This window comes from Breznakibacter xylanolyticus, from assembly GCF_003254275.1.
Taxonomy (GTDB): Bacteria; Bacteroidota; Bacteroidia; order Bacteroidales; family Marinilabiliaceae; genus Breznakibacter; species Breznakibacter xylanolyticus.
This window is the reverse complement of record NZ_QKZK01000019.1, coordinates 18107-41197: the sequence shown is the minus strand read 5'-3', so window position 1 is coordinate 41197 and position 23091 is coordinate 18107. Positions and strand designations below refer to the sequence as shown.

Annotated in this window: 15 protein-coding genes and 1 tRNA gene; 6 read left to right on the top strand and 10 right to left on the bottom strand. The window is 54.1% G+C overall.

Annotated elements, in window-relative coordinates; genetic code table 11:
- Positions 1-783: 783 nt before the first annotated feature.
- The 4 genes from LX69_RS11645 to LX69_RS17805 all read right to left on the bottom strand — a co-directional run bounded on the left by LX69_RS11645 (position 784) and on the right by LX69_RS17805 (position 6920).
- A complete protein-coding gene (locus tag LX69_RS11645) occupies positions 784-4620 on the bottom strand; it encodes a translocation/assembly module TamB (RefSeq protein WP_111446225.1) in 3837 nt (1278 codons plus the stop codon).
- Positions 4621-4782: 162 nt separating this feature from the next.
- Positions 4783-6588 (bottom strand): BamA/OMP85 family outer membrane protein, encoded by a 1806-nt coding sequence (locus tag LX69_RS11640; protein ID WP_170124359.1) that lies wholly within the window; start codon positions 6586-6588, stop codon positions 4783-4785.
- Between the two features lie 128 nt (positions 6589-6716).
- A tRNA-Lys gene (locus LX69_RS11635) sits at positions 6717-6792 on the bottom strand.
- The gene (locus tag LX69_RS17805) at positions 6783-6920 is read right to left on the bottom strand and encodes a hypothetical protein (protein WP_170124358.1); all 138 of its coding nucleotides are present in this window, start codon (positions 6918-6920) and stop codon (positions 6783-6785) included. The genes LX69_RS11635 and LX69_RS17805 overlap by 10 nt, the downstream gene beginning before the upstream one ends.
- 214 nt (positions 6921-7134) lie before the next feature.
- On the opposite strand from LX69_RS17805, the gene amrB reads away from it, so the two are divergent.
- The 4 genes from amrB to LX69_RS11610 all read left to right on the top strand — a co-directional run bounded on the left by amrB (position 7135) and on the right by LX69_RS11610 (position 11741).
- Entirely contained in the window at positions 7135-8553 is a 1419-nt protein-coding gene (amrB, locus tag LX69_RS11630) for an AmmeMemoRadiSam system protein B (protein WP_111446223.1), read from the top strand.
- A 230-nt stretch (positions 8554-8783) separates the two neighbouring features.
- Complete coding sequence (gene amrS / locus LX69_RS11620) at positions 8784-9788, top strand: AmmeMemoRadiSam system radical SAM enzyme (protein ID WP_111446221.1); 1005 nt, start codon at positions 8784-8786, stop codon at positions 9786-9788.
- Positions 9789-9914: 126 nt separating this feature from the next.
- Positions 9915-10754, top strand: a complete 840-nt coding sequence (locus LX69_RS11615; RefSeq protein ID WP_111446220.1) for a 1-acyl-sn-glycerol-3-phosphate acyltransferase — start codon at positions 9915-9917, stop codon at positions 10752-10754.
- Positions 10755-10784: 30 nt separating this feature from the next.
- Positions 10785-11741, top strand: a complete 957-nt coding sequence (locus tag LX69_RS11610; RefSeq protein ID WP_245935007.1) for a GNAT family N-acetyltransferase — start codon at positions 10785-10787, stop codon at positions 11739-11741.
- Positions 11742-11822: 81 nt separating this feature from the next.
- Here LX69_RS11610 and LX69_RS11605 read toward each other — a convergent pair whose 3' ends face one another.
- From LX69_RS11605 to LX69_RS11595, 3 genes are all read right to left on the bottom strand, one after another.
- On the bottom strand, positions 11823-13724 hold the full coding sequence (locus LX69_RS11605) for an amidophosphoribosyltransferase (protein ID WP_111446219.1): 1902 nt from the start codon (positions 13722-13724) through the stop codon (positions 11823-11825).
- A 116-nt stretch (positions 13725-13840) separates the two neighbouring features.
- On the bottom strand, positions 13841-14296 hold the full coding sequence (locus LX69_RS11600; RefSeq protein WP_111446218.1) for an SPOR domain-containing protein: 456 nt from the start codon (positions 14294-14296) through the stop codon (positions 13841-13843).
- Between the two features lie 105 nt (positions 14297-14401).
- Positions 14402-15244, bottom strand: a complete 843-nt coding sequence (locus LX69_RS11595; protein ID WP_111446217.1) for a universal stress protein — start codon at positions 15242-15244, stop codon at positions 14402-14404.
- 307 nt (positions 15245-15551) lie between these two features.
- On the opposite strand from LX69_RS11595, the gene miaB reads away from it, so the two are divergent.
- Entirely contained in the window at positions 15552-16931 is a 1380-nt protein-coding gene (gene miaB, locus LX69_RS11590) for a tRNA (N6-isopentenyl adenosine(37)-C2)-methylthiotransferase MiaB (protein WP_111446216.1), read from the top strand.
- An 80-nt stretch (positions 16932-17011) separates the two neighbouring features.
- A complete protein-coding gene (locus tag LX69_RS11585) occupies positions 17012-18157 on the top strand; it encodes a 1-acyl-sn-glycerol-3-phosphate acyltransferase (RefSeq protein WP_111446215.1) in 1146 nt (381 codons plus the stop codon).
- A gap of 108 nt (positions 18158-18265) precedes the next feature.
- Here LX69_RS11585 and LX69_RS11580 read toward each other — a convergent pair whose 3' ends face one another.
- From LX69_RS11580 to LX69_RS11565, 3 genes are all read right to left on the bottom strand, one after another.
- Positions 18266-19036 carry a DUF6261 family protein gene (locus tag LX69_RS11580; RefSeq protein WP_111446214.1) on the bottom strand — a complete coding sequence of 257 codons (771 nt, stop codon included), beginning with the start codon at positions 19034-19036 and terminating at the stop codon, positions 18266-18268.
- 470 nt (positions 19037-19506) lie between these two features.
- Positions 19507-19800, bottom strand: a complete 294-nt coding sequence (locus tag LX69_RS11570) for a PG0541 family transporter-associated protein (RefSeq protein ID WP_111446212.1) — start codon at positions 19798-19800, stop codon at positions 19507-19509.
- A 94-nt stretch (positions 19801-19894) separates the two neighbouring features.
- Complete coding sequence (locus LX69_RS11565; protein ID WP_111446211.1) at positions 19895-23017, bottom strand: efflux RND transporter permease subunit; 3123 nt, start codon at positions 23015-23017, stop codon at positions 19895-19897.
- Positions 23018-23091 lie beyond the last annotated feature (74 nt).

The following is a 23091-nucleotide window of genomic DNA, read 5'->3' as shown; positions in this document are numbered from 1 at the left end:
GCCCGATGTCCTATCTGAAAGATGCCACGTTGTCAGTTTTGGGTAGGACGTTGTCAGTTCTGGGTAGGATGTCCTATCAAAAAGATGCCACGTTGTCAGTTTTGGGTAGGACGTTGTCAGTTTTTGGTAGGATGTTGTCAGTTTTGGGTAGGATGTCCTATCAAAAAGATGCGACGTTGTCAGTTTTGGGTGGGATGTTGTCGGTTTTTGGTAGGACGTTGTCAGTTTTGGGTAGGATGTCCTATCAAAAAGATGCGATGATGACATTTTTAAATCCGATATCCTGTCTAAAAAATGCGGTGTCCTCAGTTTTTAATCCGATGTCCTGTTTAAAAGATGCGATGATGACATTTTTTAATCCGATATCCTGTCTGAAAAATGCGGTGTCCTCAGTTTTTAATCCGACGTCCTGTTTAAAAAATGCGATGGTGACGTTTTTTAATCCGATGTCCTCTCAAAAAAGTGCGGCGTTGTCAGTTTTTAGTTCGATGTCCTGCTAAAAAGATGCGACGTGGCGGGTGGGGGAGAATACTTCGGCAGGTCATTTAACTCTGTGTTACTACTATATAACTCTTTGAGTTATCTGCTTTGTTATTTAAACGCAAGGCGTTACAAAATAACTCAGCGCCTTCGCGCCTTTGCGTTTATTCTGACTCTGTGTCACCAACGAAGAACTGACACTGAGTTACAGTGAGATAAGATGAGAGCCGGTGAGGAGAAGAAACCTCAGCGTAACTCAGCCCCTTCGCGTCTATTCTTATTCATCTCTTTCATCTTCACCGCTTATTTCTTCGACTCAAACTTGAGAATCACATCGGCGCCGGTCGATTTTTCGTCGCCCTGCACCAGTCGCAGCGACAGCCGACGACCTATTTCGTACTCCAGGGTGATGATGTCGGGCGTGGCCGTTTGCTGGTCGGTGCTGCCAAAGTCCTTGCGGTAGGTTACAAACAGGTTGTTGGTAATGTATTTGCCCACCATAAAGGTGGTGTTTTGCCAGTTGTCGCCCGCGTCAATCTCTATCATGTCGAGCTGCAGGGTGTGGCCCAACGTCTTGCTCAGTTGCGAGGCCACCAGGCTGCCCAGGGCGCGGGTCGAGAGGTCGCCCGTGGTGGTGGTTTCGCGGTTGCCATAGGCCAGCTCGTCAAAGGGGCGTCCAAACAGCAGGTAGGCCACCGCATCCGACTCGGGAATGGCACTCCCGTCGATGGTAAAGGCCAGCTGGGGTTCTTGCGCGCTCCCCTCGATGCTGAAGTTGAGCTGTCGCTTCTTTTTTTCGCTGTCGCGAAAAATGTAATGTGCCGTGAGCCCGATGCCGGGGTTCATCTCCTTGCCGCCCGAAAAGGTGAGCTCGCCCTCATCCACCACAAAGCGCTTGCCGTACAGCGTGTAAAAACCCCGATGCACGCCCAAGGTGCCAAACAGTTCAAAGTCGGGCCCGTTCTTCACCACGTCCAGGTTGCCGTACAGCTCCATCTGCATCTCGTCGGAGCGTATCCAGGTGTTGCGCGGAATGTTCACGCGCAAGCTGCCGGTGAGACGTTCCATCAGGGGACTCACCATTATGCTGTCGGTCTCCATCGTGAGTGTGTCGGTCATCACCACCTGTCGCGACGTGTCTTTGAGGGCGGTTACCAGCAGGGGCTCGTCAACGCGCTGGTGTTCCTGTGCCAGCCCCAATATGGCATCTAAATTAAAGCTCGACTGGGGAATTGTGATGTCGCCCCCAAAGGTGGACTGTTGATGGTTGGTTTTTACAAACAAATCGGCATCCATCAACAGGTCAAAATCGCGGTGCCTGAGCGCCTGAAAGTTGTCGGCCCGTAGCCGTAAGTCGGCCACGGCGGGCTGTGGCGACAGCCAGGTGGAGTCGATGTGCAGCGTTCCCTGTGCCAGCAAATAGCCGCGTCCGTTGCGGGTGTAGAGCGAGTCGAGAGTGATGGTTTTGTCGTTCACCTGCATCACCAGTAAGGCATCGTTGAGGCGGATGCCCCATTGTGGGATGGCAAACTCGCCGTTGTGCAGTCGGATGTTTCCGTTCACCACGGGATCGGTGAGGAGGCCGTGGGCGTTCATGTCGATGGTGGCGGCGGCATTGGGGGGCATGGGCCGATAAAAGGGGCTCAGCCGCAAGCCCTCGGCGCGGATGCCGGCCGTGAAGGTTTGGGGCATGACGATGCCGCTGCTGTCCAGCGCCACGGTCATGGGCAGCGTGGCGGTGAGGGTGAGCGAGTCGTTGAGGGGGGTGTAGATGGCCGTGCGCACGTTTGCCTCGTGGTTGCGATACCCGGCATTGGTGGTCAGGCGCGACACGCTGAGCCCGTTGACCTTTAGCGAATCCAGTTGTGTGTGCACCGTCATCTCGGGCATGGCGGGTGTGCCGTTTACGTTGGCCGTGAAGCGGGCGGTTCCCTGCATGTTCACGGGGGCGATGCCCAAATGGTGTAGCAGCGGCAAGGCCAGGTTCGACACGTCAATGTCTGCCCCCATGCTGTCGCGGGCGTAATGGCCTTGCAGGGTCATGGCGAAAGCCGGGGCGTGGTCGTCAACTATGCGGATGGTGTTGGTGGTGATGGCGCCGTGGCCTATGTCGATGGTGGCCGGGCCGTTGGCCATATGCAGATGGGTTTGGGGGGTTTGCAGGCTCAGCGTTTCTACGGTGGTGGTCGTGAGGCTGTCGGGCGTGGCGTGGGCAACTGCTCTGAGGGACATCGCCCCGGGAAACCAGGCCGCGAGGTCGCCTTCAATGCGTTGATGTTGCAGGTGGGCTGCCAGGGTGAGCGAATCGACGTGCAGACTTCCCGCGCGGCTGTTGGTGACCCTCAGTTGCGCCCGGGCGGAGAGGGTGGTGTCGTGCATCCGGCCTTCGGCCGTCAGGGCAATGCTTTGTGCCTGCAAGGTGGTGTCGAGGCGCACGTCATCCAGTTGGGTACTCAGCGTGGCGGCCAGTGAGTCGAGGGAGCCGTTAGCCGATAGGGCAAAGGTCATTCGGCGCCAGGTTGCCGGCTGACTAAAATAGCTATCAAAGGCCCGGGTGTCGTCAATCGTTCCGGTGACCCGGGCCTGCAGTTGTCGCGAAGCGTTAAAGGTGCCTTTGCCCGCCAGGTGTGCCGATGGGTTTTCGAAGATGAGGGTGTCCACGGCCATGTCGGTGCCTCGTATCGATCCTGTCACCATCAGACTGTCGATGGGGATGCGCATGGCGTGTGAGTGATAGATGCGGGCGCTCATCGTGAGCCGGCGCGCATCTTGCATCACCCGGCTGCCTGTCACCTGCAGGGTGGCGTTGACCACAGTGCTGTCGGCCATGGCGGGGATGATGCGATGCAGTTGCAGGTGTTGGATGGCCACGTTGGCCACGGCCTGGCGGTCGGGGTGGTGCAGGTCGATGCGGGCGTTGCCGGTGGTTTGTCCCAGCGGGCTGTCGATGTGCCATTCTCCCCCCGTGTCGCCGTTGCGATAGTGGGCGGTCACTCGGGCGTTGCGCAGCCACAGGTGTTGCCACCGGGTGCCGCCGGCATCCAGTTCCAGGAGCAAGGCCGGAGCCGTGGCGGTGAGCCCGTTGCCGCGCGCGCGGAGGGTGGCCGTCACACTCAGGGGCAGGGGCGACATCTCCAGCCATTCCGACGGAACGAGCTTTTGGGCGTCGATGGTGGCGTTGATGCGCAGCGGTTCGGGATTGTTATTGTTGATGAATGCCAGGATGCCCTCCGCCTCTCCGTTGATGCCAATCGATTGGGCTTGATATGATGCCACGATGTCCATCATGGTGTGTTGTTGGCTCTGTTCGATGTGCAGCTTTAGCGACGGACGTACTTTGAGGGGCAGGGGCGGTACCCACGGGGTCAGCTCGCCCGGGTGCATGTCGGGCCAGTTCACATGGGCTTCAAAAGCCTGCACGGATGTGAATCGCCCGTTGGCCTCGATGCGGTTGCCCGGGGTGACAAGGTGGAGGCGCTTCAACACCAGGGTGCTGCTGTCTTGTTCGGCTTCGAGGGATAGATGGTCGAGACGAAAGTCGGGGGCATGGGTGGTCAGTTGCATCTCTTGAAGGTGCAGCCGGGCTTTTCCGGTGGCATAGCTCCCCTGCAAGTTTAGATTGAGGTGACTGACCCGGCGGGGAATGATGCTGTCGATGGCGCGGAGGGTCAGGTTGGCCTCGCGAATGGCAAACTGCCCAACGTTGATGGTGAAGGCAAATGGTGTTGCCGGGGCTTCATCGATGGTGTCGGCCGTCGGGCGCATCAGGTGTTGATAGTTCCAGGTGCTGTCGGGGCTTTGCGTGAGCCACAGCCCCGGCGTTGTCAGGATGCACGAGTCAATGTCGATGCGATGGCTCAGCAGTCCCGTCAGGGAGTAATGGAGGGCCAGGGCGGGCAGCCTCAGCAGGGAATCGTCTCCCTGCGTGAGGGTGAGGTGGCGGATGGTGACATGCGTGAGCAGGTTGCCTTCGATGCGCCCAATCTCCAGGCGACCGTTGATGTGCTGATTCACCAAGGCTTCGATGCGCCGCGTGAGCCTGTCCTGAAACCATTGGGTCTGCACCACCCATAGCAATCCCGCAACCATCATAATGATGGTCGACAGGATGATGAGCAGATATTTTTTCCAGCGTTTCATTGTTTAGCCCCCTCATCCCCCAAAGGGGGACTTTGGATGATTTCGTCTTCAATTACTTATTCAGTCGCATTTTTGTACTCTTGTACTCTCGCACTCCTCCACTCCTCCACTCCTCCACTCTTTCACTCTTCCACTTCTCCACTCCTCCACTCTTTCCCTTCCTCAAAACGGATGCCCAATGTTGAAGTGTATTTGCCATGACTTGGCACTGTCGTACACCGGCTTTGCAGCATCAATGCCAATGGGGCCGATGGGGGTGGCAAAGCGCAGTCCGCCCCCCGCAGCCCAGTGCAGGTCGGTAAGCGAGAGGTGACCCGAGGGTTCCCATACGTTGCCCCAATCGACAAAACCCACCACGCTCAGCGGGCCCATGAGTTTCTGTCTTGCTTCCATGCTTCCCTCTGTGAGGGTGTGCCCCCCCGAGGGAATGCCATCGGCATCCACCGGCCCCAGTTGTTGTCGGGCCCATCCGCGCACCGAGCGGCTTCCCCCGGCAAAAAAACGGTCATCAACGGGTGCCGCCACTGACTGGTTCAGCAGGTCAATGGTGCCTGCCTTGATGCGGGTGGCCACCACCAGTGAAGGGGTTACTTGCTGGTAGTTCTTCACCTCTAACTGGTGTTTGAAAAAACGGGTGCGGTCGCCCGAAAAGACGGTGATGTATTGCGTGTTGCCCGTCACAATCCATCCCCTCGTGGGGTCGAATCGCGGCAGGGCATTGTCGTACACAAGGCCGGTTTCGATGCCGGTGCGGGCATATTGCTTGGTCAGGTTTTGGCTGATGCGGGCCACGGTGCTCGTGTCGAGCAGCACCTGGTTAATCGAAAGATTGGCCTGACCGGTGAGGTGGGTGCTCAGGCGTTGGATCCACGAGAGTGTGCTTCCGTAGGTGATGAGCTTGTAGCCGGGTTCTTTTTGATTGCGGATGTAGGGGGTGAGCGAGACGCTGCTCTTGGGACCCCACACGGCCGGTTGGGTGATGGTGGTTTTTATCAGGTATGGCTCAATGGCCGAGTGACTGGCATAAAAGGTGGTGCGCCTGACGCCCCCGGGGAAATTGAGTTTTTGAAGTTCCACAAAGGCTCTGAAACGGTCTTCTTTGCCATAACCCACCCCAAACCGGGTGGTGATGCCCGGCGCTTCGGTCAGTTTGATGGCCACGTGCACGGTGTCGGTGGGCGGTTGGGTGAGTTGTGCCTTCACCGAGGCCACGCGAAACGTGCCCAGGTCATAAATCTGTTGTTGGGTTTTGCTGAGCTTCAGGGGACTGTAAGGTTGCCCCTCGCGGTAGGCCAGTTGCTTGCGGGTGATGCGTTCGGGGGTGCGCGCCACGGGCGTGAGGGTGGTTTTCCCAAATACACACATGGGGCCTTTGTCGGTCATCCATTGCACATCCACCAGCATGAAGGTGGTATCGGCCAAAATGTGGTGCTGCACGGTGGCATAAGCATACCCCTTTTCGGTGAGTGACCGGGTGAGCAGGTCGCCGTCGGCCTTCATCCATTCATCGCGGAAGCGCTTGCCCGGGGTGGCCAGCAGTCGTTTGGTGGCTTTCTTTTTGGTGAGAAATTCGGCCATGTTGCCCGAAAAAACATTGCCGATGACCATGGGGGCACCTTCTGTAAGGGGGATGGTCAGGGTGATTTTGTCTCTTTTAATATGGATGTCGGGCTCTTGAAACGTGGTTTTGAGGAACCCTTCCGTTTGGTAAAAACGGGTCAGGTTGTCGATGCCTTGTTGATAGGCATTCTCGGCAAATAACTCGCTTTGTCGTTTCAGGAGCTTTTTTTCCACCCAGGTGGCTCCTTTTAAATTCAGTTGTTGTTTGAGTTCTTTGTCCGAAAAAGTTTTATTCCCTTTGAAGTGTATCTTGCGAATCTCAAGGTTTTCCTGTCCCTGCATGCCTTGCATCCACCCAAGGAGCATTAGGAAAAGGAGTGTGCGGGCGATGTGAGGATGGCGTTTCATAAACCGAGGGAGTGATAGGTGCCTTAGCATGTAAGTTAGTGGCAAATGCGAAGTTAGTCAATACGCCGAGATGTTGCCGAAGTTGTTAAAAACAAAAAAGCGAAACCGTTACCGATTTCGCTTTTTGTTGGTGACTCAGCTGGGGCTCGAACCCAGGACCCCATCCTTAAAAGGGATGTGCTCTACCAGCTGAGCTACTGAGTCATCCGTTGTTTCTCAATTGCGAGTGCAAAGATAGAGGCTATTTTTGATTCTGCAATAGTAGCGCCAAAAAAAATCTGATAAAAAATCAGCATCGGCGCGCTTTGTAGCGGTAATTGGTTTGTTTTCATTGCCTTGGTTTGGTTGTTAAAAAATGTCATTCCTGTCAGGATGTTGTATCTTTAATCGTGTGTTGACTCTAATCGTTTCAATTTTTTTGTGACGAAGTGGATAAATTTGAAAGCGAGGAATACGAAAGTGCAAAAGTCCGATAGTGGAAGTAACTCATTAACGAAATATCCCAAAGTCCCCCTTGGGGGGATGAGGGGGCTTATTTATTAACACATGAAAACCAAGGAACGACAACCTGCCGTGGCGGGTATGTTTTACGATAGCGACCCGAACCAGTTGGCACATCGCGTCGATGAGTTGTTGGCCGGGGCGCATGAGGCGGTGCCATCGCATCAGGTGGCTGCGCTGATTGTGCCGCATGCCGGATATGTTTATTCGGGAGCCGTGGCGGCGGCGGCTTATGCTTTTTTGCCCCGCGACGGGCAGTGGGAGCGCATCTTTATCATCGGGTCGAGCCATCGGGAACTGTTTGAGGGGGCTTCGGTGGATGCGGTTGACAGTTACCGAACACCATTGGGAACTGTGCCGGTTGATAAGGAAACCGTCAATGCACTGATGGAACAGTCGGAGTGGTTTCGCTATCATCCCATGGCACACGAGCACGAGCATACCCTTGAGGTGCAGTTGCCTTTTTTGCAGCGGCATCTCTATCAAATGCCACCCATTGTGCCCGTGGTGGTGGGAACCCATCGTGCCGAGGTGTGCACCGAAATGGGACGGATCCTATCCCGCTGGTTCAACTCTCGTTCGTTGTTTATCATCAGCACCGATTTTTCGCATTACCCTTCGCACGATGATGCTTGTTACATTGATCAGCTCACGGCCAATGCCATCCTGAAAAACGACCCGAGGGTGCTCACCGACCAATTGAAAAAAAACAAAGCAGCCAACATCAGCGGTTTGGATACTTCGCTTTGCGGGTGGTCGTCGGTGCTTACCTTGTTGAATATCACCACCACTTTTCCGGTGGACTACCGTCATCTGAAGTATCAAAACTCAGGCGACATGGACTTCGGCGACATCGAACGCGTGGTGGGCTATCAAGCCATTGGGGTGTTTCGTAAAAACAAGGACAATCATTTAGAGTTTACCAATGCTGATCAATCGGAGTTGTTGGCTCGTGCTCGCGCGGCATTCGAAAGCGCCGTGACCGGCCATGGGCATCCTGCACCGCCTGCCGAACCCCATTCGGCAGCCAACGAGGCGAAAGCGGGGGCTTTTGTGTCGCTTTATAAGGATGGAAAATTGCGGGGCTGCATTGGGCAGTTTCCATCCACCATGCCCTTGTGGCGGGTCATTGAAGATGCCGCCCGGTCGGCTGCCCTGCGCGACTCGCGCTTCACGCCTGTTACCCCTGATGAGTTACCGGGTATGTCCGTCGAGTTGTCCATCATCACCCCATTGCGCCGCATCGACAGCGAGAAGGAAATTGTGTTGGGCAAGCATGGCATATACATTCGCAAAGGCATGTACTCGGGAACTTTCTTGCCCCAGGTGGCCGATCACACGGGGTGGAGTGTGACTGAATTTCTGGGGCATTGCGCCCGCGACAAGGCCGGCATTGGCTGGGATGGTTGGCGCGATGCCGATTTGTTTGTTTACGAAGCCATTGTGGTTGAGGAAACAAAGTGATGAAACACCCATGCCCGCCCGTGTGACTCACTGATGGATGATGATGTGCGTTTGGGGTCGCAAGTTTTATACATCGCAACGATGCAGCATGTGCAGCTCCGTCTCCATCGCGATTGTGTTGAGGGTTTTGAAATTTATTTTTTGTGTTTTGATGTTTTAATGCACCCCTGCTTTCTTCCGTTACCTCCCCTTTGGGGAGGCCGGGAGGGGCTTTAATCTCAGTTGGTTCCATGAAAGCCCAATTCTACACATCATTGCAAAATCAGTCTGTAAAGTGCGAGTTGTGTCCGCACGGGTGCATCTTAAAAACGGGTCAGATTGGCATCTGTCGCACCCGCATCAATCATGACGGTGAGTTGCACACCCTGGCATACGGTGCCGTATGCGCGGCACATGTCGACCCCATCGAGAAGAAGCCGTTGTTTCATTTCATGCCGGGCAGCCGTTCTTTTTCTGTGGCCACGGCGGGCTGCAATTTGCGCTGCCGTAATTGCCAAAATGTACACATCTCGCAGCATCGTCCAGATGAGATTACCTCGGAGCCCATGTCGCCTCATCAAATTGTGGATGCGGCAGTGTTGCACGGTTGTCGATCCATCTCTTATACTTACACCGATCCGGTGGTGTATTACGAGTATGCTTACGAAACGGCCTGTTTGGCTCGTGTTCGCGGGGTGAAGAACATTGTGGTGTCGGCCGGGTATATCAACGAGGAGCCGCTACGCAAATTCTGTCGGGTGTTGGATGCCGCCAATATCGACCTGAAGTCTTTTGACGATGGGATGTATCGTTTCTTGTGCGGTGCCTCGCTGGCTCCTGTGTTGCGCACGTTGCAAATCCTGCACGAGGAGGGCGTGTGGCTCGAGGTGACTCGTCTGCTGGTGACCGGCATGACCGATGGTGCCGACGACATTGCGGCCATGTGCCATTGGATGGTGAGCCATGGCATGGCCGATGTGCCCTTGCATCTGAGTCGTTTCTTTCCTCATCACCAATTGGCACATTTGCCGCCCACGTCGGTGTCGGCCATGGAACAGGCCATGGGGGTGGCTCAGGATGCCGGATTGAAATATGTTTATGCCGGAAACATCTCTATGGGTGATCGTGAAAACACATTTTGTCCGGTTTGTCACTCATTGTTGATTGAACGGAATGGATTTTGGGTGGGCACCAATAAAGTGGCCAATGGGCGCTGTCCTGCTTGCGGGCAAAGCGTGCACGGGGTGTGGGAGTGAGGGGGATGATGGCTTTGAAGCCGTTTTTTTTATTGCCATGGTTCATCCGTCGCAAGACATCTGTGAATCTGCTCGGTTTTCTCGCCATTTTTTCCTAAAATTGGCACCCATTAGCAAATTTGAAATATGACTCCACTCACGCCCACCAACGGATCCGAGCCCCAGAAATATGTAGATGTTGAGAATTTATTTGCCGATAAAAACCCGAGTCTCCATCGCTGGATGCCCCGATTTGTTTTCTCAATCATCAAACGGATCATTCATCAGGAGACCATCAATCGCATTTTGCGTGACCATGCCGATAAGCCGGGCATTGAGTTTGCCCGTGCCGGAGTTCGCGAATGTTTTGGTGAATTGAGCCATGTGGGGTTGGATAAAATTCCGCAACAAGGGCGTTATTTATTCGTGGCCAACCACCCTTTGGGAGGGCTCGATGGCATTGCTTTGATTTCGGCCGTGGGAGAACGTTTCCCCGAGATGAAATTCCCGGTCAACGACCTTCTGATGCATGTGCGCCCCCTCAACGATATCTTCATTCCCATCAACAAACACGGGAGTCACAGCAAGCATGCCGCCCGCCTGATGGACGACGCCTTCAGTGGTGCCAACCAGATGCTTTATTTTCCTGCCGGCATGGTGTCGCGCAAAATCAACGGTCGCATCACCGATTTACCATGGAAAAATACCTTTGTGAAACGTGCCATCGCCTCACAGCGCGATGTGGTGCCGGTATATGTTTTGGGTCGCAATAGTCGTTTCTTTTACAATTTGGCGCTGTTTCGAAAAAAACTGGGAATACGGGCTAATTTGGAAATGTTGTTATTGCCTCACGAATTGTTTCGAACCAAAACCAAGAAAATTGTTATTAAATTTGGCACACCCATTCCCTGGCAGCAGTTGCGCGACGAGCGCACGCCCAACGATTGGGTGGCCGAGATTCGCCGTCGGTGTTACGATATGGCGTGAGTGACACATATTATTTCAAAACTGAGCAAGATGAGTGCAATGGAAGATATCATACCGGCCATTCCCCGCGAGATCATCGAGGGCGAACTGACCCGTGAGCGTTTTGTGCGCAAAACCAATAAGGGCAATAACTTGATATACGATTTTGATGCCCACGAATCGCCCATCCTCATGCAGGAAGTGGGGCGTTTGCGCGAGCTGAGTTTTCGACTGGCTGGAGGTGGAACCGGTAAGTCGGTCGATATCGACGAGTACGACACCAACCCCACGCCCTATCGCCAGCTCATCGTGTGGGATCCCGAGGAGCGTGAAATGTTGGGGGGGTATCGTTACATCATGGGCGATGCCGTGTTGCGCGACCCTGCAGGAACTCATTGCCTGGCTACCAGTCACATGTTTCATTTCTCCGATGCGTTTATTCAGGATTACCTGGGGCGAACCATCGAGTTGGGCCGTTCGTTTGTGCAGCCTCAATATCAGTCTTCAAAAGCAGGTGCCAAGAGTCTTTATGCGCTCGATAACTTGTGGGACGGGCTCGGTGGTTTGGTGGTCAAAAATCCCCAGATGGAGTATTTCTTTGGTAAGGTGACCATGTACACGCATTATAACCAAGAGGCTCGCGATCTGATTTTGGGCTTCATGCGCAAGTATTTTGGCGATAAAGATCAGTTGGTGTATCCCTTTCATCCCGTGGAGTTGAAACTGAGCCAGACGCAACTCGATGAGGTGTTTGTGGGACAGTCGTTCATGGACGATTACAAAGTGCTCAATAAAAAAGTGCGTGATTTGGGCGAAAACATCCCGCCGCTCATCAATGCCTACATGAACCTGTCACCTTCGATGCGCACCTTTGGCACAGCCATCAACGATGGGTTTGGTGATGTGGAGGAGACCGGCATTATTATTCGCATTCGCGATTTGTACAAGGCCAAGGTCGAGCGTCATTTCGATACCTACAATCCCAACGATCAGCCCGATCAGCGCTGAATCGTTTTTGCGATAAATGATATCAAACACAAAAAGCTGCTTCATAAGCAGCTTTTTGTGTTTGATAGATGTCGATGTGTGTTAATAGGCTCGTTGGTTGATGCCTTCCATAAAGTTGATGAACGACGTGTTCACCACCTTGTTGCCGCCCGGGGTGGGGTAGTTGCCGGTAAAGTACCAGTCGCCCGTGTCGTTGGGGCAGGCTTCGTGCAGGTTCTCTACGGTTTGGAAGATGATTTCTACTTCCGCATCGATGTCCTTTGGGCGCAGCATTTGTGCAATTTTTCCTGAAATTTCCTCGTCGGTGAAAGGACGGTAAATCTCTTTCACGTAATTCACAATTTCCTCTTTGGGCAGATATTGCTGTTCCTTGCATTTTTGGTACACGTCCTGAATGACGTTTTCCATGCCCCTTTCTTTGAGCAACTCAATGGCGGCTGTAAAGGCGCAAAAATCCTTTAGTTTGGCCATGTCGATGCCGTAGCAGTCGGGGTAACGGATTTGTGGCGCTGAGGAAACAATGATGATCTTTTTGGGATGCAGGCGATCCAGAATTTTCAGGATGCTGCGCTTGAGGGTGGTGCCGCGCACGATGGAGTCATCGATGATCACCAGCGTGTCCTCTTGATTCTTGACAATACCGTAGGTTACATCGTACACGTGAGCCACCAGGTCGTCGCGGCTTTGGTCGCTGGTGATGAAGGTTCGCATCTTCACATCCTTGATGGCGATTTTTTCAACGCGCGGCTCCAGCTCCAGGATGCGTTCCACCTCTTCGTCGGTAATGTTGCAGCCCAGAGCTTTGATTTTTTCGATTTTGATTTTGTTGAGATGCTTGCGAATGCCATTCACGAGTCCGAAAAATGCTGTCTCGGCCGTGTTGGGGATGTAGCTGAAGACGGTGTTTGCGATGTCGTAGTTAATGCGCTCCAAAATGATGGGCGTGAGCAGGCGTCCCAGGGCTTTGCGTTCCTGGTAAATGTTGCGGTCGCTGCCTCGCGAGAAGTAAATGCGTTCAAAAGAGCACGAGTGGCGCTGTTGAGGAACCTGCACCAGTTCTTCGGTCACGCGTCCATCTTTTTTGATGATCAGGGCGTGGCCGGGTTTGAGGTCTTGCACCTGTACTGATCGTACGTTGATGGCTGTTTGGATGACCGGCCGTTCGGAGGCCACCACCACAATTTCGTCGTCGTGGTAGTAGTAGGCCGGGCGGATTCCCCAGGGGTCGCGCATCACAAAGGCATCGCCATGGCCAATGAGGCCGGCAATGGCGTACCCGCCATCCCATCGACGGCTCGATCGCTCCAATATTTTGCGCACGTCAAGGTCGCGCTCTATGAGCGAGGAAATATCGCGGTTCGAATAACCTTCGTTTTTAAACTGGCGGAATTTGTTTTGGTTCTCTTCGTCTAAGAAGTGCCCCACGTTTTCAAGGATGGTCACCGTGTCGGTGTAATCCTTTGGGTGCTGCCCCAGTTCAACCAGGGCGTTAAAAATCTCATCTACGTTAGTCAGGTTAAAGTTGCCTGCCAATACCAGGTTACGCGATTTCCAGTTGTTTTCGCGCATCACAGGGTGTACGTATTCGATGCTGCTGTTGCCAAAGGTCCCGTAGCGCAGGTGACCCAGGTAGAGTTCGCCGGCAAAGGGGAGGTTTTCTTTGGCCCATTGCGGGTTGTTGAGTCGTTCGGGATGATTTTCGGCCACCTGTTCGATGGGGGCATGCACATGCTTAAACACATCCTTGATGGGGTTGGTTTTGTTGGAGCGGACGCGGTGAAAATATTGTTTCCCGGCTGCCTGGTCAATCTTTAAGTTAACGGCTCCGGCGCCATCCTGTCCCCGGTTGTGTTGTTTTTCCATTAAAAGGTACAGCTTGTTGAGGCCGTACATCCAGGTTCCGTATTTTTCCTGATAATACTCCAGGGGTTTCAATAAACGGATTAACACTATCCCACACTCGTGCTTTACTTGGTCGCTCATGATTGATGGTCGAAAAATAATTTGCGGCAAAATTACCGTTATTTTTTCAAATTGTAACTCGAAGGGGGTTGAAGGTGATAAATAAAAAATCCCACGCGGGGTGGGATGTCGTTTTATTATTGCTGCAGATCGGTGTGGCGAATGGTGTTATCGCGTACGGGGTAGCAGTTGGGAAACACCTTTCGCATTTGCTGAAAAGTGTGTAGCAGCTCGCTTTTGTTGCGGTAGTCGCCGGCTCTCACCCGCCAAAAGGGAGCGTTGTAGGTGAGATACGCCTTGGTGTCGGGGAAGGCCGACATGAGGCGACTCTTGGTGTCTTCGGCTTCTTTGCGTGCCGAGGCGCCACTGCCCGAGAAGAGTTGAATGCGATAACCATCGATGCCGGGGCTGCTTTGGTTTTGTTCGATGTGCAGCTTCACCAGGTCGGCAATGCCATTTTCCTGCACCAGGCGTACATTGCCCTCCGAGGGTGTGTTGGCCGACAGGCGTTGAAAAATATCAGGTGCGGTTTGTGCCTGAATCCCGCATGTGATGGCTATTGTAAGAAGGAGTGTTAATAACAATGTTTTCATGGTGGAGCGATTGATCGTTAGCCGGAACAGAAAAACACAAAGCAACAGCCTGGGCTGCCACTTTGTGTTGTCACCGGGGTTGCCGGCAAAGATAACGAATATCTTTTATTCGCGTGTGGGAACGACCAGCACGGGTATTTCGGAATAGTTGATAACGTCGTTGGCAAACGGACGGATGATTTCGGCCAGCGGGTTGTTGTCGTTGTGAATGTTGATGGCAATCAAATCCGCGTTGACCGACTGGGCGTAATCGAGCAGAATTTTGGGTTTGTCCTTGCCGCTGAGAATGGTGCTTTCGGTTTCCAGGCCGGCTTTGGTTTCAATGAAGTTTTGAACCTGGCGGATGGCCACCCGGATGCCGACGAGCAGATATTTGAAGCTCGACTGTTTGAGGCCGGCAATGAATACCTTGGCGCCAAAGAGCTTGGCCACGCCGGTGACAATGGGCACTTTCAGGCGGGAATCTTTTTTCACCGTCAGGGGGATGACGATGCGTTGAAACTCTTTCCACACCGTTTGTTTGCGTACCAGCATCACGGGGCAGGGGGCGTTGGATACCAATCGGTAGGCGTTGCTGCCAATCCATTTGTCCTCAAAGCCCGAAATGCCATGCGAGCCCACGATGATGATCGACGAATCGTCGTACTTGGCTTGGTTGCAAATTTCCCGAGTCACGTTGCCTTCGCGCACTTTGTAGTCGAAGTTGCCCCCGTGTACTGTGTATTTTGGCGTGAAGTCGTGAGTGAGTTTTTCCATCCAGTGTTCGGCCATGCCGTCAATGCGTAGCTCGGCATTGTGAGTCGGATCGAAAAAGGGAGCGTAATTTTTGCCGGTCACCACGTGCATGATGCGGAGATTGGCTTTGAGGCGGTTAGCCATTTCTACCCCGAATTCAAGCGCTTTGAGCGAGGCTTCGGAGAAATCGATGGGAACAAGGACGCGTTTCATATAATATGGTCTCTTTTAAAGGTTGTGCATTGTTATGATTGGTTAAGGGGCGCCAACGGAGTGTTTTTACAAGGGGTTTGTTTTCAGCCGTTGAACATGGTTTAAATGTACGAATTAAAATGATTGTGCAATATCTCTTGTTTTGTTTTTTATGATGCCGGTTGCACCGGCTTCGCAGCTGAGGTTTTGAGCGGTGTTTCGTTTTTTTATTCGGTTGATTTGCTTTAGTTTTGCACAAAATTTTTGGGGCTTGGTGACCCCGTTAATGATGTCATTGGCATCAATACAACATTAAATAAACAGAGAGATGGAGCAAGGACGTGACGAAGGAAAGAAACTGTACATCGAAACTTATGGCTGCCAAATGAACGTGGCCGACAGCGAAGTGGTTGCTTCGGTGATGGAAATGGATGGTTACCGGGTGGTGGAGAGCCACGAGGGCGCCGACGCTATTTTTATCAACACCTGCTCCATTCGCGACAACGCCGAGCAGCGCGTGCTGGGGCGTCTGGCCGAACTCACCTCTCTGAAAAAGAAAAACCCGCGTCTCCTCATCGGCATCATCGGGTGTATGGCCGAACGGGTGCAGGAAACGCTTTTTGCTCAGGGTGCCGACATTGTGGTGGGGCCTGATGCTTATCTCGATTTGCCCAATCTGGTGGGCATGGCCGAAAGCGGCCAAAAAGCCATCAACGTCACCCTGTCGAAAACCGAGACCTACGGGGGCGTGTTGCCTTCGCGACTGGGTACCAACCGCATTTCGGGCTTCGTCTCCATCATGCGGGGATGTAACAATTTCTGTTCGTACTGCATCGTGCCCTATACCCGTGGACGGGAACGCAGCCGCGAAGCCTCCAGTATTTGTGCCGAGATTGCCGACCTGCAGCAACGCGGCTTTAAGGAGGTGACCTTGCTGGGGCAAAACGTCAACTCGTATCACTGGCAGCCCGAAGGCGACGGTCAGGACGTGACCTTCCCCGGTCTGCTTGAGATGGTGGCCCGCGAGTTTCCTGCCCTGCGCATCCGCTTCACCACTTCGCACCCCAAGGACATGAACGATGAGGTGCTGCACGTGATGGCACGCTACCACAACATCTGTAAGTTCATACACCTGCCCCTGCAGTCGGGCAGCACGCGCATTCTCGACCTGATGAACCGCAAATATACCCGCGAAGATTACATCGAACGCATCGAAGCCATTCGTCGCATCCTGCCCGGGTGCGGCCTCTCGACCGACGTGTTTTGCGGCTTCCATTCCGAAACGGAGGATGATCATCAGCAAACCCTTTCGCTCATGGCATGGGCCGGGTACGACAGCGCTTTTATGTTTAAATATTCAGAACGTCCGGGGACTTATGCCAGCAAGCATTTGGCCGACGACGTGCCCGAGGACGTCAAAGGACGCCGCCTGCAGGAGATTGTCGATTTGCAGATGAAGCTTTCGCTGGCCTCTAACAAGGCCGACATTGGCAAAACCTTTGAAGTGCTGGTGGAGGGCGTTTCAAAAAAATCGAAAACCGAACTCTTTGGTCGAACCTCGCAAAACAAGGTGGTGGTGTTTCCCAAAGAGAGCTACAAACCCGGCGACCTGGTGACCGTGACCGTGCACGATGCCACGGCGGCCACCCTGCTGGGGCGTGCTGTGGTGCAGGTCAACACCCTGGGGGCAACGCCCGGGGGTCATTAAAAAGTCATTAAAGTTCGTACAAACGTTTTCATACTGCTTTGTTTGCGCTAAATTTGCGCCGTTTAAAAATTTGTAATGTAATGGTTAAAGATCTTGATTTCAGTCTTATTCGTCCTTACGAAGATCATGAAGTGCACGCTGTGGTGGAGCGCCTGAAAAACGAAAAGACGTTTCTGGAACTGGTCAGCTTTCTCTATCCCGCCTATTCCATCGATTTATTTTTGGAAAAACTCACCAGCATCCGCACCGTGCGTGAGTTTCAGTCGGAGATTGTGTATCCCTATATGATGAAGGTGCTTGAGCACACCACCGAGGGCATCACCCTGGAGGGCACCGAAAAGCTCGACCCCAAACAGGGATACCTATTCATCAGCAACCATCGTGACATCATCCTCGACTCGGGCATTCTCAACATCATGTTTGTCGACAAGGGCCTCGAGACCACCGAAATTGCCATTGGCGACAACCTGCTCATTTTTCTCTGGATTACTGACCTGGTGAAGCTCAACCGCTCGTTTGTGGTGCGCCGCAACCTGCCGGGTCGGCAAATGATTGAGAGCTCCATGTTGCTGTCGCAATACATTCGTCACACCATCACCCAAAAGGGGCGTGGCATTTGGATTGCCCAGCGCGAAGGACGCTCCAAAGATGGCGACGACCGCACTCAGGCCAGCCTGCTTAAGATGCTCAACATGAGTGGCAGCGGCGATTTTGCGGCCGACTTTCGCGAACTCAAAATCGTGCCCCTGTCGGTGTCGTACGAGCTCGATCCCTGCGATCACCTCAAAGCATACCAGTTTCAGCTTAAGCGCGACAAGCCCGACTACCAAAAGTCGAAGGGCGAGGACTTGCACCACATGGGTGCCGGACTGCGCGGACGCAAGGGACGGGTGCACTTCACCATTGGCACGCCCATCGACGCCGAGATTGATGCCATTGCCGCCATTGAGGGACGCAACGAACAGCTGCAGGCGCTGGCCGAAACCATCGACCGCCAAATTCACGCCAACTACAAGTTGTGGCCGGGTAACTTTGTGGCCTGCGACTTGCTGGAGCCCGACAAAAATGAGTTTGCCGATCAATACACCGCCGCCGAAAAGGAGAAGTTTGTCAATTATCTTAACGAACACATCTCGCGGGTAAAAAACCCCGACCACGATTTCATGTTTCGTGTGATGCTGGAGATGTATGCCAACCCGGTGCGCAATTTTTATAAAAAATCATAAGTCCCCTCAGGCCTCCTCAAACAGGGGAGGAGACGAAATAAACCACACCGCCCCGCACGATTCGATCGTGCGGGGCGGCGTGGTTTTACCCGGTTTTTGCGCGGGGCGTTAGTTGTTGCTCACCTGCTGCTTGGCGGCCTCTTTGGCGGCCTTGCTCTCTTTGATGCCGGCACGGCGGGCCTGCAGCACGGCAAAGTCCTTGCGTACCGTGTTGATGCTTGCCAGCAACTGCACAAAGTAGCCGTTGTTGGGCACGTTGGCCATGGTTTCCACAAAGCGGCACAGGGAGGTGTAGCGAGCCACGAGATCCTGATGCAACAGCTTGTTGTCGGTGGCTACCTGCAGCGCGGCGCTGCCGTTTTGGCTGGCCACGACGGCTTTGAAGGCGTTGTTGGCCACTTGCAGACGATCGACAAAGCGTTTCACGCCCAGGGTGTCGATGTACTTGCTGTACAGGGGGCCTTGCAGGTCGGCGATGAGCAGTTCCAGGGCAGCAGTCTCTTTGCTATCGTTGAGGCGGGGCGTGCCCTTGTAGCGGTTCATTAATAAGCCCAGCTGGTAGGCGGCTTCAAATTCGGCTTGGTCGTCGGAATGCTCAAAAGCCTTGATTTGATGATTTACCGTTGAGAAGGCACGGTCGCGGGTGCGGTCGGCATCGCGCGCCTCTTGGGTTTGATTGTCTACCTGCTCGCTTTGACGGCCGGCCATGAAGGCGGCACGAGCCTCGGCCAGCTGCTCGGTGTAGAGTTGCAGCGTGCTGGCATTTTCTGACATGGCCGGGGGCAGACTGCCCAGGGCGGTGAGGGTTTGGGCGGCCAGGTCGGCCAGATCGTCGTAGGGGAGACGCCCAATGTTGACAGATTCCAATTGTTGTTGCATTAAGAATGGGTTTTTAATTGTTAAGATTTCAAAAACAAAGTTGAAATTAATATTTTTTTGTCATTCACAACGCCTACGATGTTTTTTTATTCATCGCTGATGGAAGCCTTCCGTAGGGATGCGTTTTTGATGTGGTTGATTCAATCAACAGCCCATTACACGCGTGCAAAGCCCTGTTTACCCGATCAACGGGGTTTTACACGCGTGCAAAGCCCCGTTTACCCGATCAATGGCCTTTTGCACGCATGCAAAACCCTGTTGATTCAATCAATGGCCTTTTGCAGGCGTGCAAAACCCTGTTGATCCGATCAACGGCCTTTTGCAGGCGTGCAAAACCCTGTTGATTCGATCAACGGGGATAATGGTGTAGAGACAGGGCATGCCCTGTCTCTACCAAAACGAAAAACCCCGCCCCCCCATGCGAACACGGGGAAACGGGGGAATCAAAAAACAAATAAACCGATAAACGTTTACACCGAGGCTTCCACGTTCCACACGAAGGCGCGGATGCCCACTTCTTTGTTGATTTCGTCCAGTTTTTTGATGCGGTGCAGCAGTTCGGGCACCACCTCGTCGGGCACAATGGTGAGCAGGGCCGAGTTCATTTCGGGCCAGGTATGGGTGCCCATGCGGGGTTCGCCATCCACCGATCCGCGACCGGTAACGTCGTTCCACCACGTAAAGCCACGGATGCCCAGCGTGTCGAGCATGTATTCAACCCGTTCGGTGTTGGCCTGGTTAAAGGCAATGAAGACTGATTTCATATTCTGTTGTTTTATTTTTTGGGTGGATGGGTGGGGCGTTGCGTAGAGACAGGGCATGCCCTGTCTCTACCGTCCGAATCCGCCACGCGTGTGATCAATCGTGCATAAATTGAAATTGTTTGCGCACCCGGTTTTTTTTGTCGCGTTCACCATGTTTGGCAAAGATGCTGTACATCACCGGCACAATCACCATGGTGATGACGGTAGAGATGGTGAGACCGCCAATGACCGAGATGCCCATGGGGCGCCACATTTCGGAGCCGTCGCCGGTGCTCAGAGCCATGGGCAGCATCCCCAGAATGGTGGTGAGGGCCGTCATGAGCACCGGGCGCAGACGCGAGCGTCCCGACAGGGCAATGGCTTCGGAGAGTTCGTAGCCGCGGTCGCGCATCAGGTTGATGTAATCGACCAGCACGATGCCGTTTTTCACCACAATGCCCACCAGCAGCACGGCGCCCAGGGCTGCAATCACGCTCAGCGAGGCGCCCGTGACCACCAGTGCCAGTATCACGCCGGTGAAGGCAAAGGGGATGGAGAACATGATGACAAAGGGCATCACAAACGATTCGAACTGCGAGGCCATCACCAAAAATACCAGCACCAAACTCAGGAGCAACAGCAGCCCCAGGTCGGCAAACGATTCCATTTGGTCTTCGTAGGCGCCGCCCACGTTCACCAGCACCTCTTGGGGGAAGTTGATTTGTGCCAGTTCTTTTTTGATGGCCGAGGCCATGTCGCCCAGCGACACGTCGACCGGTTTCACCGAAATGGTGACCACGCGTTCCTTGCGTTTGCGTTCAATGTTTGGGGGGCCCCAATACTCCTGCACGCGGGCAATCTCAACCAGTTTCACCTGTTTGCCGGCGGGGCTGGTGATGGTGAGGTTCTCAAGGTCGGTGATAGAGCTGCGGTATTGTTCTTTGAGGCGCACAATGATGTCGTACTCCTCGCCCTCTTCGCGAAACTGCGAGGCGGTCATGCCATCGACGCGATAGCTGATGGCTTTCGACACCGAGGCACTGCTGAGGCCGTGTTGCGCCAGCTTTTGCTTGTCGAGCACAATTTGCAGCTCGGGCTTGTCGTTTTTGCGGCTTATTTGCACGTCGCGGGCGCCGGGGATCTTGCTCACGCGGGTTTTCACCTCCTCGGCCAGGCGGTTGGTGGTGTTAAAGTCGTAGCCAAAAATCTCCACATCGACCGTGTTGCTGCTGCCGCCAAAGCCGGCACTGGCCGTGCTGATGTTGTAGTTAATCACCTCGGGAATCTCGCCCAGGTATCCGCGCATCGCCTCGGCCATTTCCCACACGGTGCGGGTGCGTTCCTTGGTAGGCACCAGGCGCATTTGCAGGTTGACGATGTGCGAGCCGCTGGTGTTGAAGAGCGACGACATGGATCCCTCGTCGTCGGACCCCGATGAGGTGGACATGAGTTTCACCTCGGGGAAGTGCTCGCCCACGAGGGCTTCGAGGCGGCGAGCCACCTTCATGGTCTCTTCCACCCGCAGGCCGGTTTGCAGTTCCACCATGGCCGTCATGCGGCTCTCGTCTGACTCGGGCATGAAGTCGGTGCCCACAAATTTCATCAAGCCGAAGGCGCCAATAAAGAGGGCAAACGACACGGCCGACACCTTCTTTTTGTTGCGCAGGCTCCAGCGAATGAGGCGTTCGTAAAAATCATCGAGCTTGTCGAGCCATTTCTCAACCGTGTTTTGGTAGCTCCATCGGCCGGGTTTCTCGACCCGCGGGCGCAGGCGCATCAGGCGCGAGGCCAGCATGGGGGTGAGGGTGATGGCCGCGATGGTTGAGGTCACCACGGTGATGGTCACAATCCAGCCCAACTGTTTAAACAGCACGCCGGTCATGCCGCCCACCATGGTCAGGGGCATAAACACGGCCACAATCACGGCGGTGGTCACAATCACCGACAGCCACACCTCGTTGGTGGCGTAAATGGCGGCTTCGCGCGGACTGGCGCCCCGTTCGATGTGCTTGGTGATGTTTTCGAGCACCACAATGGCATCGTCCACCACCATGCCAATGGCAATGGAAATGGAGGTGAGGGAGATGATGTTGAGCGATCCGCCCGTCATATAGAGGTAGATGAACGACACGATGAGCGAGATGGGGATGGTGAGCACAATGATGATGGTGGCTCGCCATCGACCCAAAAACGAGAACACCACCAGCACCACAAACAGCAGGGCGTAGAGGATGGTCTCCGACAGGTTGCTGATGGAGTCGCTGATGAAGGTCGAGGTGTCGATGATTTCTTCAATCTCGATGTCGGGGGGCAGCGTTTGCACCAGGTCGGCCATGGCCGTTTTCACCTGGCGGGCAATTTTCACGGTGTTGGCGCCGCTCTGCTTCATCACAAACATGCGCATGCCGCGTTGGCCGTCAATGCGCTCGTCGAGCGACACGTCCTTGAGGGTGTCTTTCACCTGGGCCACGTCGCGCAGGTAAATGGTTTTGCCTTCGTGATAGCCCACCACCAGGTTGTTGATTTCGGCACTGCCGGCAAATTCGCCCTGCACGCGCAGCTGGTAGTCCATCATGCCCATTTTGACGTTGCCCGATGGCATGTTGAGGTTTTCGGCACCGACCACGGCGCCCACCTGCTCGAGGGTGAGGCGGTAGGCGTCGAGCAGCTTGGGATCGACCTCTACGTACACCTTGCGCGAGGGGGCGCCCATCATGCTGATGGAGCCAATGCCGTTGATGCGGTTGAGGGGGTTGATGATTTTTTCTTCAATAATTTTGTTGAGCCCCGGGTAACTCTCATTGGCTTTGATGGCATAAAAGAGGATGGGCATCATGCTGGTGTTGAACTTGAAGATGGTGGGGCGATCGCACGCCTCGGGCAGGTAGTCGATGATGCGGTCGATGGCGTCGCGCATATCGTTGGAGGCCTCGTCGAGGTTGGCGTTCCACTCAAACTCCAGGCGCACCATCGACATGTTGTCGTACGACACGGAGGAAATTTCCTTGAGGTTGTCCACCGAGTTGAGCGCGTCTTCGATGCGCTTGGTCACGTTGGTTTCAATGTCGGAGGCATTGGCGCCCGGGTAGGTGGTGATGACCGAGATGTAGGGGGGCTCCATCTCGGGATAGAGATCCACCGGCAACTTGGTCAGCGAATAAAGCCCCATCACAATGATGCCCACGAATATCATCAGCGTGGTGATGGGGTTGTTGACTGAACTTTTGTATATCGACATGGTGTTTTTTATTTATTGTTTTTGGAATGGGGGGGTGGTAGAGACGCGATTAATCGCGTCTCTACCATCACGGC

Coding starts and splice junctions, on each gene's coding strand:
- miaB (WP_111446216.1), top strand. CDS start 15,552: ATGGAGCAAGGACGTGACGAAGGAAAGAAACTGTACATCGAAACTTAT.
- LX69_RS17805 (WP_170124358.1), bottom strand. CDS start 6,920: ATGAAAACAAACCAATTACCGCTACAAAGCGCGCCGATGCTGATTTTT.
- LX69_RS11570 (WP_111446212.1), bottom strand. CDS start 19,800: ATGAAATCAGTCTTCATTGCCTTTAACCAGGCCAACACCGAACGGGTT.
- amrS (WP_111446221.1), top strand. CDS start 8,784: ATGAAAGCCCAATTCTACACATCATTGCAAAATCAGTCTGTAAAGTGC.
- LX69_RS11585 (WP_111446215.1), top strand. CDS start 17,012: ATGGTTAAAGATCTTGATTTCAGTCTTATTCGTCCTTACGAAGATCAT.
- LX69_RS11565 (WP_111446211.1), bottom strand. CDS start 23,017: ATGTCGATATACAAAAGTTCAGTCAACAACCCCATCACCACGCTGATG.
- LX69_RS11615 (WP_111446220.1), top strand. CDS start 9,915: ATGACTCCACTCACGCCCACCAACGGATCCGAGCCCCAGAAATATGTA.
- LX69_RS11640 (WP_170124359.1), bottom strand. CDS start 6,588: ATGAAACGCCATCCTCACATCGCCCGCACACTCCTTTTCCTAATGCTC.
- LX69_RS11605 (WP_111446219.1), bottom strand. CDS start 13,724: ATGAGCGACCAAGTAAAGCACGAGTGTGGGATAGTGTTAATCCGTTTA.
- amrB (WP_111446223.1), top strand. CDS start 7,135: ATGAAAACCAAGGAACGACAACCTGCCGTGGCGGGTATGTTTTACGAT.
- LX69_RS11595 (WP_111446217.1), bottom strand. CDS start 15,244: ATGAAACGCGTCCTTGTTCCCATCGATTTCTCCGAAGCCTCGCTCAAA.
- LX69_RS11600 (WP_111446218.1), bottom strand. CDS start 14,296: ATGAAAACATTGTTATTAACACTCCTTCTTACAATAGCCATCACATGC.
- LX69_RS11580 (WP_111446214.1), bottom strand. CDS start 19,036: ATGCAACAACAATTGGAATCTGTCAACATTGGGCGTCTCCCCTACGAC.
- LX69_RS11645 (WP_111446225.1), bottom strand. CDS start 4,620: ATGAAACGCTGGAAAAAATATCTGCTCATCATCCTGTCGACCATCATT.
- LX69_RS11610 (WP_245935007.1), top strand. CDS start 10,785: ATGAGTGCAATGGAAGATATCATACCGGCCATTCCCCGCGAGATCATC.